Here is a 13140-nt window from a genome sequence, read left to right as displayed (position 1 = left end):
CGTCCATGCTGGGTGCCTGGTTGACGCGCGGGCTGGTCATGGCGGTCGTGCACGCCGCCGCGATGACGCTGCTCGCCAAGTGGTCCGTGTTCCACCCGACCGGCCAGACGCTGTTCACGTCGCTCACCATCGCCGTACTGGTCGGCGTGGCGGCGCTGTGGAGCGCGATCGACGGCTGGCGCGGCCTGCGCGACAGGGGGCGCGCGTGGTTCATCGCCTCCCTGGTCGCGGGCGTGGTCTCGGGCATCCTGTATGTGATCGGACGGGCGATTTTCGTCGACCAGACCGGGGTTTCCGAGCTGGGCGCCGCGCTCACCGGCGGAGCGGCGTTCTCCGCGTTGCTGGTGCTGGTGCCCGCCGGGCTGGGGTTGTTCGTGGGCGGCCGGATGCGCCGTCCGGCGGAGGAGGCCTCCGAGGATGCCGAGCCGGAACCGGACGACGAGGACGAGGCCGGCACCGGCAGCCGCTCCGGCGAACTCGAACTCCCGCCGAGCCCGACCCCGCGGACCGCTCCGAAGCCGTCGCCGGTCAGCCGCCCAGCGGCAAACCGCGCGCGGCGTCGTCCCACTGTCGCGGGTCGATCTCCTGCACCCCGGAACCGTTGAGGTCCACGATCGTCGTGTCCGGCAAGCCGTAAAGCTGCCCGTCGAGCACCATGCCGTAGCCGCGGCCGTACGCGTGCACGACGGTCGCGCCCGAGCGCAGGCGGGTTTTCACCGGCACGTCCGGCGCCTGCGGCAGCGGCCGGTCGACCAGTTCCCCGGCGAGCACCGCGGCGACTGAACGCCGGTCGATCCGGATCCGCTCGCCGCGGCGGTAGAGGTCGATCATGCGGTCCGGCGACGGCATCGCGACGCCGTCGAAGGTCGCCGTGGTGCGCGCGGGGGTCGAGCAGCCGCCCGCGCCCTTCACGTCGAGCCCGAAGTGCTTGAGCCCGGTCGGCGCGCCGGTCGGGCCGATCTCGGTGGCGCGCACGACGTCCAGCGAGACCAGATCGCACGGGTCGCTGACCGACGTCGGCGCGTGCCCGTCGGGACGGCGGACGAGGCCGGGGCCTTCCTTCCACGCACCCGGGAGCACGACCGGCAGGTACGGCTGCATCGTGAAATCGCGGTCCCAGAAGGTGATCGTGGTGCCGGCCGCGGTTTCGTGCGCGATGGCGAAGGCGTCGAGCGCGCCGACCCACTCCAGATCCACGCTGAACGCGTCGACCACCGAACGCGTCCGCGGCGCGGCGGTCGACGCGGTAGGCTCGAAGCCCTTCTCCCCCAACGCTTCCACGCCCTCGCGGAACACCGGGTCGTGCGCCCGGATCACGAACTGGACCGCCCCGTTCCAGCCCGCCGCGCGGCCGGTGGTGTCGGTGAACATCAGGTAGTACCAGCCGTCGAGGAAGACCACCGAAGGCTGCCCGGCGCCGTAGACGTTGGCGCGGTGGACGTCGTGGGACGCGCCGAGAATCGGCTTGCCGCCGTTGGAGCGGGTCCAGTGGATGCCGTCCGGGCTGGTGGCCATGCCGATCGCGTTGCCGAGCGCGTGATCGCCGGCCGCGCCGGTGTAGTACATGAAGTACGTGCCGCCGACGCGCAGCACCGACGGGTCGCAGGTGTGCATGCCGTCGAAGTTGCCGGGCGCGCCGGACAGCACCGCCGGAGGCGCGCCGCCACCCGGCCCGGTGAACGGTCCGTCGGCCGAGGGACCCTCGGCGTAGAGGATGTCGTCGCCCGGCGGCGGCGCGCTGCTGTACTGGCTGCACCACCAGATCCGGGTGCGGCCGTTCTCGACCATCACGGTGGGGCCGTAGTTGTAGGACGCGTCCGCGGCCCCGGCGGCCACCACTCCGCCGCTCTGCCGGCTAGCCCCCGCGGCGAGCGCGACGTCCGCCGCCCGAGGCGGATCCTTCGGTGCCTGGGGCGCACCGCCCGCGATGCCGCCCTGCCCCGTGCCCTCGGCTTGCGGCTGGGCCAACGTCTGGCTGCACCCGGAAACGAGAGACCCGGCGATCAGCAGCGAGAGCAGCGGACGCACGGGTCGCCGACCCCCACGACGAAACGGGTGCATGATCGCCGAGTGTAGCGACAACGGCACCGGATGGGTGAACGACATGGCGCATGCGCCGCGCGGTCAGCGGGTTTTACCGGGGGCTTGCTTTCGTGCGGGAAAGGAGGCTGTATCGGTGGATCCGGGTGCTTCGCTGCTTACAGGCAGCTTGCGCTACGCCCCATTGCACCGCCGAGGCCTCAGCTCACTGCGGTTGCGCTGTCGGAGAGCGCGGTGCGGCTTTTGGCCCGCCGGAGGTGTTTTCCGGCCGCGAGGGCAACGGCATGCGTCGCGACCCGCCTGTCACGAGACCGCAAGCACGCCGGGCGGCTACGAAGTGCCTGCCGGGTGGATTTCGGCCGCGAGTGCAGGGGGAACACGCCGCAACCCGCCGGGCACGACACCGCAAGCACGCCAGGCGGCCGTGAACCGCCCGCCCGGGGTGGCTTTCCGCCCGCCAGCTCAGGACGAACGCGCGGCAATCCACCGCAACGCGAGCCCGTAACCCTCCACCCCGAGACCGGCGATCACCCCGGTCGCGATGTCGGAAAGCACGCTGTGGTGCCGGAATTCCTCGCGTTTGTGCACGTTGCTGATGTGCAGTTCGATCAGCGGTGCGGTGAGCTGGGCGGCGGCGTCGCGGACGGCGATCGAGTAGTGCGTCCACGCGCCGGCGTTCAGCACGACCGGTGCGCCCGCGTCGGCGGCCTCGTGCAGCCAGCCGATCATCTCGCCCTCGTGGTCGGTCTGGCGCACCTCGACGTCGAGACCCAGTTCCCGGCCGGTCGCGACGCACAGCTGGGCGAGGTCGTCGTGCGTGGTGGAGCCGTAGACGGACGGCTCGCGCTTGCCGAGGCGGCCGAGGTTGGGGCCGTTGAACACGAACGCTTTCACAGCAGCACGCTCCCGCCGTTTTCCGGGGTCTCGGCCGCGATCGCCGAGTAGGCGGCGGCGAGCAGCGACGGGTCGGGGCCTTCCAGCCGGCCGGGTTTGCCGAGTCCGTCGAGGACGACGAACCGCAGCACGCCGGAGCGGGTTTTCTTGTCGCCCTTCATGGTTTCCAGCAGCTGGGGCAGCGCGTCCGGCGCGTAGGTGGTGGGCAGGCCGATCAGCTTGAGCACCGAAGCGTGCCGGTCGGCGGTGGCGTCGTCGAGGCGGCCGGCCAGGCGGGCCAGTTCCGCGGCGAACACCAGGCCGACGCTGACCGCCGCGCCGTGCCGCCAGCGGTAGCGCTCGCGGCGTTCGATGGCGTGGCCGAGGGTGTGGCCGTAGTTGAGGATTTCGCGCAGGTCGGACTCGCGCAGGTCGGCCGCGACGACGTCGGCCTTCACCTGGATCGAGCGGCGGACCAGTTCGGCGAGCACGTCGCCGGCCGGGTCGAGCGCTTGCTCCGGGTCGGCCTCGATCAGTTCGAGGATCCGCGGGTCGGCGATGAAACCGGTCTTGACGATCTCGGCCATTCCGGCGACGAGTTCGTTGCGCGGCAAGGATTCCAGCGTCGCGAGGTCGACCAGGACGGCAGAGGGCTCGTGGAAGACGCCGACGAGGTTCTTGCCCGCTTCGGTGTTGATCCCGGTCTTGCCGCCGACGGCCGCGTCGACCATGCCGAGCAGCGTCGTCGGCACGTTCACCAGCCGGACGCCGCGCATCCAGGTGCCCGCGACGAACCCGGCGAGGTCCGTGACCGCCCCGCCGCCGAGCCCGACGACCACGCCGCGGCGGTCCAGCCCGATCCGGCCGAGCACCTCCCAGCAGAAACTGGCGACCGAGAAGGCCTTGCCGTCCTCCGCGTCGGGGATCTCGACGCGATGCGCGTCGAGTCCGGCGGCGGCCAGCTCGTCGCGGACGGCCTCGGCGGTGGCGGTGAGCGTCGGCGGGTGGATCAGCGCGACCTTCGACGCGTCGGCGAGCTGCTCGGTGAGTTCGCCGAGCAGGCCGCGCCCGACGAGCACGTCGTACGGCTGCGCGGTGGCGACCCGGATCCGGACGGGCGGGGTGGCGGACACGGTTCTCCTCACTGCTCCCGGACCGGGCGGTCCTGGACTGGACGGTGGATCGAGGGCATCGGCTGCTTCCGGCCGACGCGGACGACGCGGACGGGATGCTCGTTCCCGAACGGAAAGGCCGACGCGGGCGGGACCGGCTGACCGGTACCGCACGACCCGACTCGGTGCCCACCGTTCGGGGTGACTGGGGTTCGCCGGTCACGACAGACCCGGCCTCGCCGACCGATCTCCGGCGGACGCGAGGCTGGCCGGGCTGGCGGGCCGGTCTCCAGCCGACACCAGGCTGACCAGTCTCGCGGACCGGTCTCCGGCGGACGCGAGGCTGGTCGGTCTCGCCGACCGGCCTCCAGCCGACACCAGGCTGACCAGTCTCGCCGACCGGTCTCTAAAAGACGTGAGGCTCGCCGGTCTCGCCGACCGGTCTCCAGCCGACACCAGGCCAGCCAGTCTCGCCGACCGGCCTCTAAAAGACGTGAGGCTCGCCGGTCTCGCCGACCGGTCTCCAGCCGACACCAGGCCAGCCAGTCTCGCCGACCGGTCTCTAAAAGACGTGAGGCTCGCCGGTCTCGCGGAGCGGTCTCCAAAAGACGTGAGGCTGGCCGGTCTCGCTGGCCGGGCCGGGGCCAGGCCGCGGACCGCGCGCGGCTCGGCGCGGACAGCCGGGCGGCGCCGGGCTGGCCGGGTCCGGGCCGGGGGCGGGTCACTGTTCGCGGACCCGTTCGGGTTCGAGGGCGGCGACCGCGGCCGCGACGACCTCTTCGGGCGTCAGGTGGTCGGTCTCGATCTCGACGGTCGCCACCTCGCGGTACACCGGCAGCCGCTGGTCGAGCAGGGCCTTGAAGGTGGCGCGCGGGTTGATGCCGGCGAGCAGCGGGCGGGCGCTGGACATCCCGGTGCGCTGCACTCCGGCGGCGAGCCCGACGTTCAGGAAAACCACCGTGTGGTCTCGAAGCCGGGCGCGGGTGCCCGGCGCGAGCGGGGCGCCGCCGCCGAGGGAAAGGACTCCGTCGTGTTCAGCGAGGGCGGTGGCGACCGCTTCCTCCTCGAGCGCGCGGAAGGCCGGTTCGCCGTCGTCGGCGAAGATGTCCGAGATGGCGCGTCCGGCACGGGCGACGATGTCGTCGTCCGTGTCGCGGAAGCTCACGCCGAGCGCGGCGGCCAGCAGCGGGCCGACCGTGCTCTTGCCGGAGCCCGGCGGTCCGACGACAACCGCGCGCGGGCTCACCAGCGCTCCTCGAGCGCCTTCAGGTACGCCTGCGCGTTGCGCCGGGTCTCGGCCAGAGAGTCGCCGCCGAACTTCTCCAGCGCCGCGTCCGCGACGACCAGCGCCACGACCGATTCCAGCACCACGCCCGCGCGCGGCACCGCGCACACGTCGGAGCGCTGGTGGATCGCCACGGCGGGCTCGCCGGTCCGGACGTCCACTGTGGACAGTGCCTTGGGCACGGTCGAGATCGGCTTCATCGCGACGCGCACCCGCAGCGGTTCGCCGTTGGTGATGCCGCCCTCGAGCCCGCCCGCGCGGTTCGACCGGCGCGTGACGCCGACCGGCCCGGTGCCGCGGTCGATCTCGTCGTGTGCCTGGCTGCCCCAGCGGCGTGCGGTGGTGAAACCGTCGCCGACCTCGACGCCCTTCATCGCCTGCACGCCCATCAGCGCGCCGGCGAGCCGCGCGTCGAGACGCCGGTCCCAGTGCACGTGCGAGCCGAGGCCCGGCGGCAGGCCGTAGACGATCACCTCGATCACGCCGCCGACGGTGTCGCCGGCCTTCCGCACCGCGTCGACCTCGGCGACCATCGCCTCGGTCCCCTCGGCCGAGAACGCGCGCACCGGGCTCTCGTCGATCGCGGCGAGGTCGCCCGGCTGCGGAAGCGGGCCGTCGGGAGCCTCCGCCCCGCCGATCGAGACGACGTGGCTCAACACCTCGGCCCCGAGCAGCTGCCGCAGGAAGTTCCGCGCGACCGTGCCGAGCGCGGTCCGCGAGGCCGTCTCGCGGGCGCTGGCGCGCTCCAGCACGGGACGGGCCTCGTCGAAGCCGTACTTCTGCATCCCGGGCAGGTCGGCGTGCCCCGGGCGGGGCCGGGTCAGCGGCTCGTTGCGGGCGAGCCCGGCGAGCTCGGCCTCGTCGACCGGGTCGGCCGCCATGACCTTCTCCCACTTGGGCCACTCGGCGTTCTCGATCTGGACGGCGATCGGGCCGCCCTGGGTGACCCCGTGCCGGACCCCGCCGAGGAACTGGACCTGGTCGGTCTCGAAGCCCATCCGCGGGCTGCGGCCGAACCCGAGCCGGCGCCGCGCGAGCTGCGCGGACAGGTCCGAGGTCGTCACCTCCACCCCGGCAGGCAGCCCTTCGAGCACAGCGGCGAGGGCGGGTCCGTGCGATTCTCCAGCGGTGATCCAGCGCAGCACCGGCCAATCCTGTCACGGCCGGTCCGCGGGCCGGGCAGAGCCCCTGGCCTCAGGCGATGCCCGTTCCAGCGGCTGGGAAGACCGCGCACGCCCAGGTGGCCAGAACGAGGCCCGGGCCATACGGGACGCGGAGCGGACCGGCGCGGACGCGGGCGGGCCGCACCAAGCCGACGTCGGCCGGCACGGACGGCCGAACCGGCTCAGCCTCCCGCGGTACGAGACTCGACGTCGGCTCGCCGGATCCTCCTTCCGGTTCAGCACGCGGCGACAAGCCGCCGGCCGGCTCGATGCCGGGTGAGCGCGCTGCCGCGAAGGCGGACCGGACAGAAGCCCCAGGCCCCCGCATTCGACGGAACCGGCGCATCAGCCACCTCGGCACCACCGCCGCCAGGCTCACCATCGCCGCCAGCACCGCCGCCACCGCGGGAGCCAGCCCGCCGACCGCGCCCAGGACAGCGCCGAAGGACCCGGCCAGTTTCACGTCCCCGGGACCCAGGCCACCGGCCGACAAGCGGTGCACGATCAGGTGCGTCCCGCCGAACAGCAGGCATCCCAGGACCGCCCCGGCAGCCAGCCGCCATCCTCCGCCGCTGACGGCGGCGAGGGTGAGTGTCAGCGCGACAGCGGGGTAAGCGGGCAGGGTGAGGACGTCCGGAAGACGGCGGTGTCGCGCATCGGCCAGCGCGAGCGGTACGCCGAGCACCGAGACCAGCCACGCCACCGGCAACCACCACGCCGGGAACGCGCCCGCGTCGGCACGCGACGCGGCCACGGCAACTGCCGCGACGGCGGCGGTCAGGCCGAGCACGGCAGAGACCGGGGCGCCGGCTTTCTTCGTCATCACCAGCAGCACGGGAACCACCGCCCCGGCCGCGAGCACTGGGATCAGGACCATGTGGCCAAGCCTGTCGCCACCGCCTGGACCAGGGCAAACGAATCAGGGTGCGAGGGGACCCCTCGTGCGCGACACGCCGGAAGGTTCACTCGGTGGGGGTGCCTTCAGCCGGGAACCCCGGCGTGAGAAGAGCGCCGGTAGCCAGTCGGATTGACGCCGCGAAGCCGCTTGAAAGCCGAACTGAACCCGAACGCGTCCGAGTACCCCACCGCGCGCGCCACCTCCGCAATCGACATCGACGGCTGTTCGGCCAGCAGATCCGCGGCGAGGGTCATCCGCCATCGGGTCAGGTACGTCATCGGCGGCTCCCCCACCAGGTCCGCGAAGCGTTTGGCCAGCGTGGAGCGCGAAACTCCGGTCCGCGTTGCCAGCGTGCCGACCGTCCACGGGGCGGCCGGGTCCTCGTGCAGCAGGCGGAGAGCCGCGCCCACCACCGGGTCCCGCTGGGCGGCCCACCACGGCGGCGGGGTTCCGCCGGGACGGTCGAACCAGTCCCGCAGGAGGCAGACCAGCATCCAGTCCAGCAGGCGGTCCAGGACGATCTGCTGGCCGGGCGCGTCGACGGCCAGTTCGGCGGCCAGATGGTCCAGCACCGGGTCTTCCTCCGCCGGGGAAGGCGGCCGGACGACGACCGGCAGCGCGTCCAGCAACGCCGACATCCGGCCGCGGCTGCGCACCGGATACGCGCCGACGATCAGGGTGGTGTCGCCGTCAAGCGGATCGTTCCAGCCCAGGCGGTGCCGGGTGCCGCCCTGGTCGGGAGTGGCGCAGAACTCGCCGCATTCGACCGGCGCGGCGGTGGTGTCCAGGCTGTCCACGAAGGAGAACGGGCCGCGGACGAGGATGGTCTCGCGGGCGCGCACCAGCTCCGGCGGGTGGTCTTCCGGCACGATCCAGCCCTCGCCGCTCAAGAGCGTGCACAAAGTGAGCGGAGCGCCGTCCACGAAGCGCAGCGACCACGGCGCGGACAGGGCCGTGCTGCCGAACAACGAACCGTGCGCCCGCACCCCGCGGATCAAATCGCTGAACGCGTCCACTCCGCCGAGATTAGACGAATGGACAGGAAATCCGGCGGATGACCTATGGGATCGTCCGAACACCCACGGTTGAATCCCCGGCATGAGCACTCTGACCGACCACGATCTCGAGTTCCTCCGCCGTCCCCTGCACGGATTCCTGACCGTCGCCGCCGGACCGCGGCCGCCGCAGCCCCGGCCGGTGTGGTTCGAGGCCACCGACGAGGGCACGATCCAGCTGTTCACCGCCCCGGACTCGGCCAAGATCCGCCAGCTGCGCGAGGATCCGCGCGCGTCGATCGTCGTCGCGGCGCCGGTCGGGGAACCGGAGCGCTGGGTGTCCGTCGCCGGGAGGGTCACGATCGAGGCCGACGGCGGGCACGACCTCGCCCGCAGGCTGGCCGCCCGGTACTGGGACCTCAGCACGCCCGAAGCCGAAGCCGGCGTGAAAATGCTGCAGGACCTCCCCCAGGTCCGGGTCGTGATCCACCCGGAGAAGGTGCGCCGCTACGCGTTCTGAGCCGTCCTCGCGCGGATCGCCTGCACCAGCAGCACCAGGCCGCAGATCACGCAGACCGCTTCGGTGATCACGCCCCAGTACTCGTACTGGCTGTTGAACTGGTCGTGCACGCCGTAGAAGCCCACCGTCACCGACAGCAGGTAGGCCAGCAGCGTCACGCCTCCGAAGCCCAGCGTGAAGAAGGCCGGCAGCCAGTGTCGCCAGGCGAGCAGCGCGACCGCGATGACCACGCCGGCGATACCGTTCACCAGGAAGAGCGGCCCGACCACGGGGATGTCCGCGTAACCGCTGCCCCAGTACAGGAAGAAGTGGATCGCGGCGGAGCCGGCCAGGCCCGCCGCGCCCAGCACTCGCATCCAGGTGGTCAACATGGGCGTCTCCTTCCGCGCGGATCCCGGATACGAACTACACGCACGGGCGAACGGGACGGTTCACCGGCACCCGGAGCCGTCCCGGTTCGTTGCAGGAGACATGACTGCCGAACTTCACTCCCGCCGTTCCGTCCTCGTCTCCGGCGCGGCTGTCGCGGGGACCGCCGCCGTCGCTCTCACCGCTTGCGGGAGCGGCGACGGCGGATCGGGACAGGCCGCCCCGAAGCCGGGCGGAAAGGTGATCGCGCTGGCCGAAGTGCCGGTGGGACAAGCGAAATCCGCGAAAACGCCGGACGGGCAGGACGTGCTCGTGGCACAGCCCTCCGCGGGCACGGTCGTCTGTTTCAGCGTCGTCTGCACGCACCAGGGCTGCACCGTGAAACCGCCGCAGAACGGTCAGGCGAGCTGTCCGTGCCACGGTTCGGTGTTCGACGCGCTGACCGGCGAGGTGAAGAAGGGACCGGCGAGCCAGCCGCTGTCCAAAGTGGCCGTGAAGATCGAGAACGGCGAAGTCGTCACGGCGTGACCGGAATCGCCCTTTGTGGACAGTCACCGTCCACAAAGGGCGCTGCCGATCAGCTGTTCCAGGTGAACAACTCGTCGCCGGCGGCGACCGTGCGCCCGCCTTCGAGGCCGGCGAGCACGTCGGCGGACGCGTCGAGCCCGACGACCGGGACGATCGGCGCGTAGCCCTTGGCGGCGACCGCCTCCGGGTCCCAGCCCACGATCGGCTGGCCCGCCCGCACCTTCTCGCCCTTGACGACGTGCAGGGTGAACCCCTCGCCCTTTTCCTTGACCGTGTCGATGCCGAGGTGCACGAGCACCGCACGGCCGTCCTCGGTGGCCACGACGTACGCGTGCGGGTGCAGCGTCACCACGGTGCCGTCGACCGGGGCGACCGCGTCGGAGCGGCCGCCGGACGGCTTCACCGCGATGCCCGGGCCCACCATCGCCTCGGCGAACACCGGGTCGGGCACCTCGGCGATCGGGACGACCTCGCCCGCCACCGGGCTCAGGATCGGCAGGCTCACATCAAGTCCTCGATGTCGCTGGCGATGGTGTCCGCCTCCGGGCCGACGATGACCTGGACCGCCGAGCCCATCTTCACGACGCCCATCGCGCCCGCCGACTTCAGCGCGGCTTCGTCCACCAAGGACATGTCCTCGATCTCGCACCGCAGCCGCGTGATGCAGCCCTCGATCTCGATGAGGTTGTCCGCGCCGCCGAGCGCCGCGAGAATCTTTTCCGGCCTGTCATCCGCCATCGCGGCCTCCTCGTATCCCGTTGGTTTCCCACTCAGAACAGGTGCGCTCCGCCACCATTACTACGCCGTTTGCCGCCTTGCCGGGCGAGCCCGGCCACGAACGCATAACGGTGGTTGACACCCGCTCTCGCTGCGGAGCATCCTGCCCCATCAGATCATTGGTCTAGACCGGAACGTACCAATCTTCCGGCGCGGACGCGAGCACCGGCCCCGGTGCGCGACAGGCGAGGGAGGGCGACACCGAGATGAGCGCGGCCGCGCACGTTCCGCCGCCCGAACCCGCCGAGCGCGTGGTCAACGGGCCGACGCCGAAGCACGCCCAGCTGCGGGAGATCCTGCGCCGCCTGGTGGAGCGCGAGCTCCCACCGGGCTCGCCGATCCCGTCCGAGCGAGAGCTCGCGCAGCACTACGGCGTTTCGAGGCTCACCGTCCGCTCGGCGATCGGGAAGCTCGTCGAGGAAGGACTGCTGGCCCGGGTCCGGGGCAAGGGCACCTTCACCGCCGCCCGGCGGATGGAACTGCAGGTGTACCTGATGTCGTTCACCGACGACATGCGCCGGCGCGGGCTCACCCCGACCACCGAAGTGATCTCGACCTCGACTGAGGTCCCGCCGGTGACTTCGGCGCGCGCGCTCGGCCTGGCCGAGGGCGTGCCCGCGCACCGGCTCGTGCGGCTGCGGCGCGCCGACGGCGTTCCGCTGGCCGTGGAACGCGGCTGGTACCACGCGGGCCGGACCCCCGGCCTGCTCGACCTCGACCTGACCCGTTCCCTGTACGCCCAGCTGGCCGACGCGTTTTCGCGCCGGCCGGACCAGGCGTACCAGACGGTGTGGGCCGAATCCGCGGACCGCGAGACGGCGCGCCTGCTCGGCATGCGCACCGGCAGTCCGCTCCTGGTGTTCCGCCGGGTTTCCAGCTCCGGCGGCGAACCGGTCGAGGACATGACGTCCTGGTACCGGGGCGACCACTACCAGGTGACCATGCAGCTGGACCGGAACTCCCCGGGTTCCGGCGACCAACCCCACAATGGAGGTATCCGATGAGCGCCACCACCGCGGCTGGGGCCGGCGGGAAGAAGAAGGGCGGCGGCCTCGCCGGGCTGCAGCGCTTCGGCCGCAGCCTCATGCTGCCGATCGCGACCCTGCCCGCGGCCGGTCTGCTGAACCGGCTCGGCCAGGACGACGTCCTCGGCAAGAACGGTCTCAACTGGGGCAAAGCCGCCGACGTGATCGGCGCCGCGGGCGGCAGCATCTTCAACTGGCTGCCGCTGATCTTCGCGATCGGCATCGCGGTCGGGTTCGCCCGCAAGGGCGACGGCTCGACCGCCGTCGCCGCGGTCATCGGCTGGGTCGTGTTCAACAACGTGATCCAGGTGATCGCCCCGATCAGCAGCCAGCAGGGCTACAAGCCCAGCTGGGAGAGCGCACCGATCCACTGGCCCTACAGCGTGCTGACCGGCATCGTGACCGGCATCGTGGCCGCGCTGCTGTGGCAGCGGTTCCACCGGATCAAGCTGCCGTCCTGGCTCGCCTTCTTCGGCGGCCGCCGGTTCGTGCCGATCATCACCGCGCTGGCGATGCTCGTGCTCGGCGTGGTCTTCGGCTTGGTCTTCAAGTACGTCGACGAGGCGATCACCGCGGCGGGCAAGGCGGTCGTCGGCTCGCCGGTCCTCGGCGGCGGGATCTACGGCCTGCTCAACCGCCTGCTCATCCCGGTCGGCCTGCACCAGCTGCTGAACGTGCCGGTGTGGTTCATCTTCGGCGGCGGCGACCTGACCAACTTCTTCAACCACGTGCAGGGTTCCGGCGCGTTCATGACCGGGTTCTTCCCGATCATGATGTTCGCCCTCCCGGCCGCGGCGTTCGCGATCGTGCACACCGCCCGCCCCGAGCAGCGCAAGCTCGTCGGCAGCATCATGATCTCGGCCGCGCTGACCGCCTTCGTCACCGGCGTCACCGAGCCGATCGAGTTCGCGTTCATGTTCGTCGCGTGGCCGCTGTACATCTTCCACGCGGTGATGACCGGCATCTCGCTGGCGGTCTGCAACGCGCTGGGAATCCACCTCGGCTTCTCGTTCTCCGGCGGCGCGATCGACTTCGCGCTGAACTCGTCGCTGGACACCGCGCACAAAGCGTGGCTGCTGATCCCGATCGGGCTCGTCCTGGCCGTGATCTACTACGTGGTGTTCCGCTTCGTCATCACCAAGTTCAACCTGCGCACGCCGGGCCGCGAGGACGATTCGGTCGAGGCCGACCTCGAGCGCACGGCCGCGAAGTAACACCCGGAAACAGCAAGAGAGGAACACCATGCCGGAGAAACGCGTCACCGTGGCCAGCAAGGTGGGGCTGCACGCCCGGCCGGCCGCACTGGTCGCCAAGGCGGCCGCGGCCCAGCCCGTGGCGGTGCGGATCGCCAAGGACGGCGGCGAACCGGTGGCCGCCGGCAGCGTCCTCAACCTGATGACCCTCGCCGCCGCGTTCGGCGACGAGGTCGTCATCAGCGCCGAAGGAGACGGTGCCGAGGCGGCGGTCGAGGCCGTCGCCGAGCTGGTCGCCACCGATCTCGACGCTCAGTAGCGATATCGTTCCAGGGGAAAACGCGAACCGTGCGGGGCGCCGG

16 protein-coding genes are annotated in these 13140 nt (G+C 71.8%); 6 read left to right on the top strand and 10 right to left on the bottom strand.

Going from position 1 to position 13140, the window contains the following annotated elements; all coding sequences use genetic code 11:
- Nucleotides 1-5: 5 nt before the first annotated feature.
- The gene (locus L942_RS42070) at nucleotides 6-605 is read left to right on the top strand and encodes a B-4DMT family transporter (protein WP_051166121.1); all 600 of its coding nucleotides are present in this window, start codon (nucleotides 6-8) and stop codon (nucleotides 603-605) included.
- Here the strand turns inward: L942_RS42070 and L942_RS20840 are convergent.
- From L942_RS20840 to L942_RS20810, 7 genes are all read right to left on the bottom strand, one after another.
- Nucleotides 529-2019 (bottom strand): beta-xylosidase, encoded by a 1491-nt coding sequence (locus L942_RS20840; RefSeq protein WP_037362980.1) that lies wholly within the window; start codon nucleotides 2017-2019, stop codon nucleotides 529-531. The genes L942_RS42070 and L942_RS20840 overlap by 77 nt on opposite strands.
- Nucleotides 2020-2502: 483 nt before the next feature.
- On the bottom strand, nucleotides 2503-2934 hold the full coding sequence (gene aroQ / locus L942_RS20835) for a type II 3-dehydroquinate dehydratase (RefSeq protein WP_037362927.1): 432 nt from the start codon (nucleotides 2932-2934) through the stop codon (nucleotides 2503-2505).
- A complete protein-coding gene (aroB, locus tag L942_RS20830; RefSeq protein WP_037362925.1) occupies nucleotides 2931-4046 on the bottom strand; it encodes a 3-dehydroquinate synthase in 1116 nt (371 codons plus the stop codon). Before aroB ends, aroQ begins: the two co-directional genes overlap by 4 nt.
- Before the next feature lie 700 nt (nucleotides 4047-4746).
- On the bottom strand, nucleotides 4747-5271 hold the full coding sequence (locus L942_RS20825; protein ID WP_200862871.1) for a shikimate kinase: 525 nt from the start codon (nucleotides 5269-5271) through the stop codon (nucleotides 4747-4749).
- Nucleotides 5268-6455: a chorismate synthase gene (aroC, locus tag L942_RS20820; RefSeq protein WP_037362922.1), complete on the bottom strand. Its 1188-nt coding sequence runs from the start codon at nucleotides 6453-6455 to the stop codon at nucleotides 5268-5270. Before aroC ends, L942_RS20825 begins: the two co-directional genes overlap by 4 nt.
- A 49-nt stretch (nucleotides 6456-6504) precedes the next feature.
- Complete coding sequence (locus L942_RS20815; RefSeq protein WP_037362920.1) at nucleotides 6505-7350, bottom strand: prepilin peptidase; 846 nt, start codon at nucleotides 7348-7350, stop codon at nucleotides 6505-6507.
- Nucleotides 7351-7454: 104 nt separating this feature from the next.
- Nucleotides 7455-8387 carry an AraC family transcriptional regulator gene (locus L942_RS20810; RefSeq protein ID WP_037362917.1) on the bottom strand — a complete coding sequence of 311 codons (933 nt, stop codon included), beginning with the start codon at nucleotides 8385-8387 and terminating at the stop codon, nucleotides 7455-7457.
- Between the two features lie 82 nt (nucleotides 8388-8469).
- On the opposite strand from L942_RS20810, the gene L942_RS20805 reads away from it, so the two are divergent.
- A complete protein-coding gene (locus tag L942_RS20805; RefSeq protein WP_037362915.1) occupies nucleotides 8470-8886 on the top strand; it encodes a pyridoxamine 5'-phosphate oxidase family protein in 417 nt (138 codons plus the stop codon).
- Here L942_RS20805 and L942_RS20800 read toward each other — a convergent pair.
- A complete protein-coding gene (locus L942_RS20800) occupies nucleotides 8874-9257 on the bottom strand; it encodes a hypothetical protein (RefSeq protein WP_037362913.1) in 384 nt (127 codons plus the stop codon). The two genes, L942_RS20805 and L942_RS20800, sit on opposite strands and share 13 nt — an antisense overlap.
- A gap of 100 nt (nucleotides 9258-9357) precedes the next feature.
- Here L942_RS20800 and L942_RS20795 point away from each other — a divergent pair, with 100 nt between their 5' ends.
- On the top strand, nucleotides 9358-9783 hold the full coding sequence (locus L942_RS20795; RefSeq protein ID WP_037362911.1) for a Rieske (2Fe-2S) protein: 426 nt from the start codon (nucleotides 9358-9360) through the stop codon (nucleotides 9781-9783).
- 49 nt (nucleotides 9784-9832) lie between these two features.
- Here the strand turns inward: L942_RS20795 and L942_RS20790 are convergent, their stop codons facing one another.
- Together L942_RS20790 and L942_RS20785 are read right to left on the bottom strand one after the other, a co-directional pair.
- Complete coding sequence (locus tag L942_RS20790; protein ID WP_037362909.1) at nucleotides 9833-10288, bottom strand: PTS sugar transporter subunit IIA; 456 nt, start codon at nucleotides 10286-10288, stop codon at nucleotides 9833-9835.
- Nucleotides 10285-10521 carry a glucose PTS transporter subunit EIIB gene (locus L942_RS20785; protein ID WP_037362907.1) on the bottom strand — a complete coding sequence of 79 codons (237 nt, stop codon included), beginning with the start codon at nucleotides 10519-10521 and terminating at the stop codon, nucleotides 10285-10287. The genes L942_RS20790 and L942_RS20785 overlap by 4 nt, the downstream gene beginning before the upstream one ends.
- Before the next feature lie 245 nt (nucleotides 10522-10766).
- On the opposite strand from L942_RS20785, the gene L942_RS20780 reads away from it, so the two are divergent.
- The 3 genes from L942_RS20780 to L942_RS20770 are packed head-to-tail and all read left to right on the top strand — an operon-like array spanning nucleotide 10767 to nucleotide 13097.
- Nucleotides 10767-11564, top strand: a complete 798-nt coding sequence (locus L942_RS20780) for a GntR family transcriptional regulator (RefSeq protein WP_037362905.1) — start codon at nucleotides 10767-10769, stop codon at nucleotides 11562-11564.
- Nucleotides 11561-12799 carry a PTS transporter subunit EIIC gene (locus tag L942_RS20775; protein WP_037362903.1) on the top strand — a complete coding sequence of 413 codons (1239 nt, stop codon included), beginning with the start codon at nucleotides 11561-11563 and terminating at the stop codon, nucleotides 12797-12799. Before L942_RS20780 ends, L942_RS20775 begins: the two co-directional genes overlap by 4 nt.
- A gap of 28 nt (nucleotides 12800-12827) precedes the next feature.
- Nucleotides 12828-13097: an HPr family phosphocarrier protein gene (locus L942_RS20770; RefSeq protein WP_037362901.1), complete on the top strand. Its 270-nt coding sequence runs from the start codon at nucleotides 12828-12830 to the stop codon at nucleotides 13095-13097.
- Nucleotides 13098-13140: the final 43 nt, after the last annotated feature.

Source organism: Amycolatopsis orientalis DSM 43388, assembly GCF_000411975.1.
In the GTDB taxonomy this organism is placed as follows: Bacteria; Actinomycetota; Actinomycetes; order Mycobacteriales; family Pseudonocardiaceae; genus Amycolatopsis; species Amycolatopsis orientalis_D.
Note: the sequence above shows the minus strand (reverse complement) of the source record. Positions and strands in the feature narration are given on the sequence as shown.

Excerpts from the sequence above, each read along its gene's own strand:
- L942_RS42070 (WP_051166121.1), top strand. The coding sequence starts at position 6 with ATGCTGGGTGCCTGGTTGACGCGCGGGCTGGTCATGGCGGTCGTGCAC.
- L942_RS20815 (WP_037362920.1), bottom strand. The coding sequence starts at position 7,350 with ATGGTCCTGATCCCAGTGCTCGCGGCCGGGGCGGTGGTTCCCGTGCTG.
- L942_RS20805 (WP_037362915.1), top strand. The coding sequence starts at position 8,470 with ATGAGCACTCTGACCGACCACGATCTCGAGTTCCTCCGCCGTCCCCTG.
- L942_RS20800 (WP_037362913.1), bottom strand. The coding sequence starts at position 9,257 with ATGTTGACCACCTGGATGCGAGTGCTGGGCGCGGCGGGCCTGGCCGGC.
- L942_RS20795 (WP_037362911.1), top strand. The coding sequence starts at position 9,358 with ATGACTGCCGAACTTCACTCCCGCCGTTCCGTCCTCGTCTCCGGCGCG.
- L942_RS20785 (WP_037362907.1), bottom strand. The coding sequence starts at position 10,521 with ATGGCGGATGACAGGCCGGAAAAGATTCTCGCGGCGCTCGGCGGCGCG.
- L942_RS20780 (WP_037362905.1), top strand. The coding sequence starts at position 10,767 with ATGAGCGCGGCCGCGCACGTTCCGCCGCCCGAACCCGCCGAGCGCGTG.
- L942_RS20775 (WP_037362903.1), top strand. The coding sequence starts at position 11,561 with ATGAGCGCCACCACCGCGGCTGGGGCCGGCGGGAAGAAGAAGGGCGGC.
- L942_RS20770 (WP_037362901.1), top strand. The coding sequence starts at position 12,828 with ATGCCGGAGAAACGCGTCACCGTGGCCAGCAAGGTGGGGCTGCACGCC.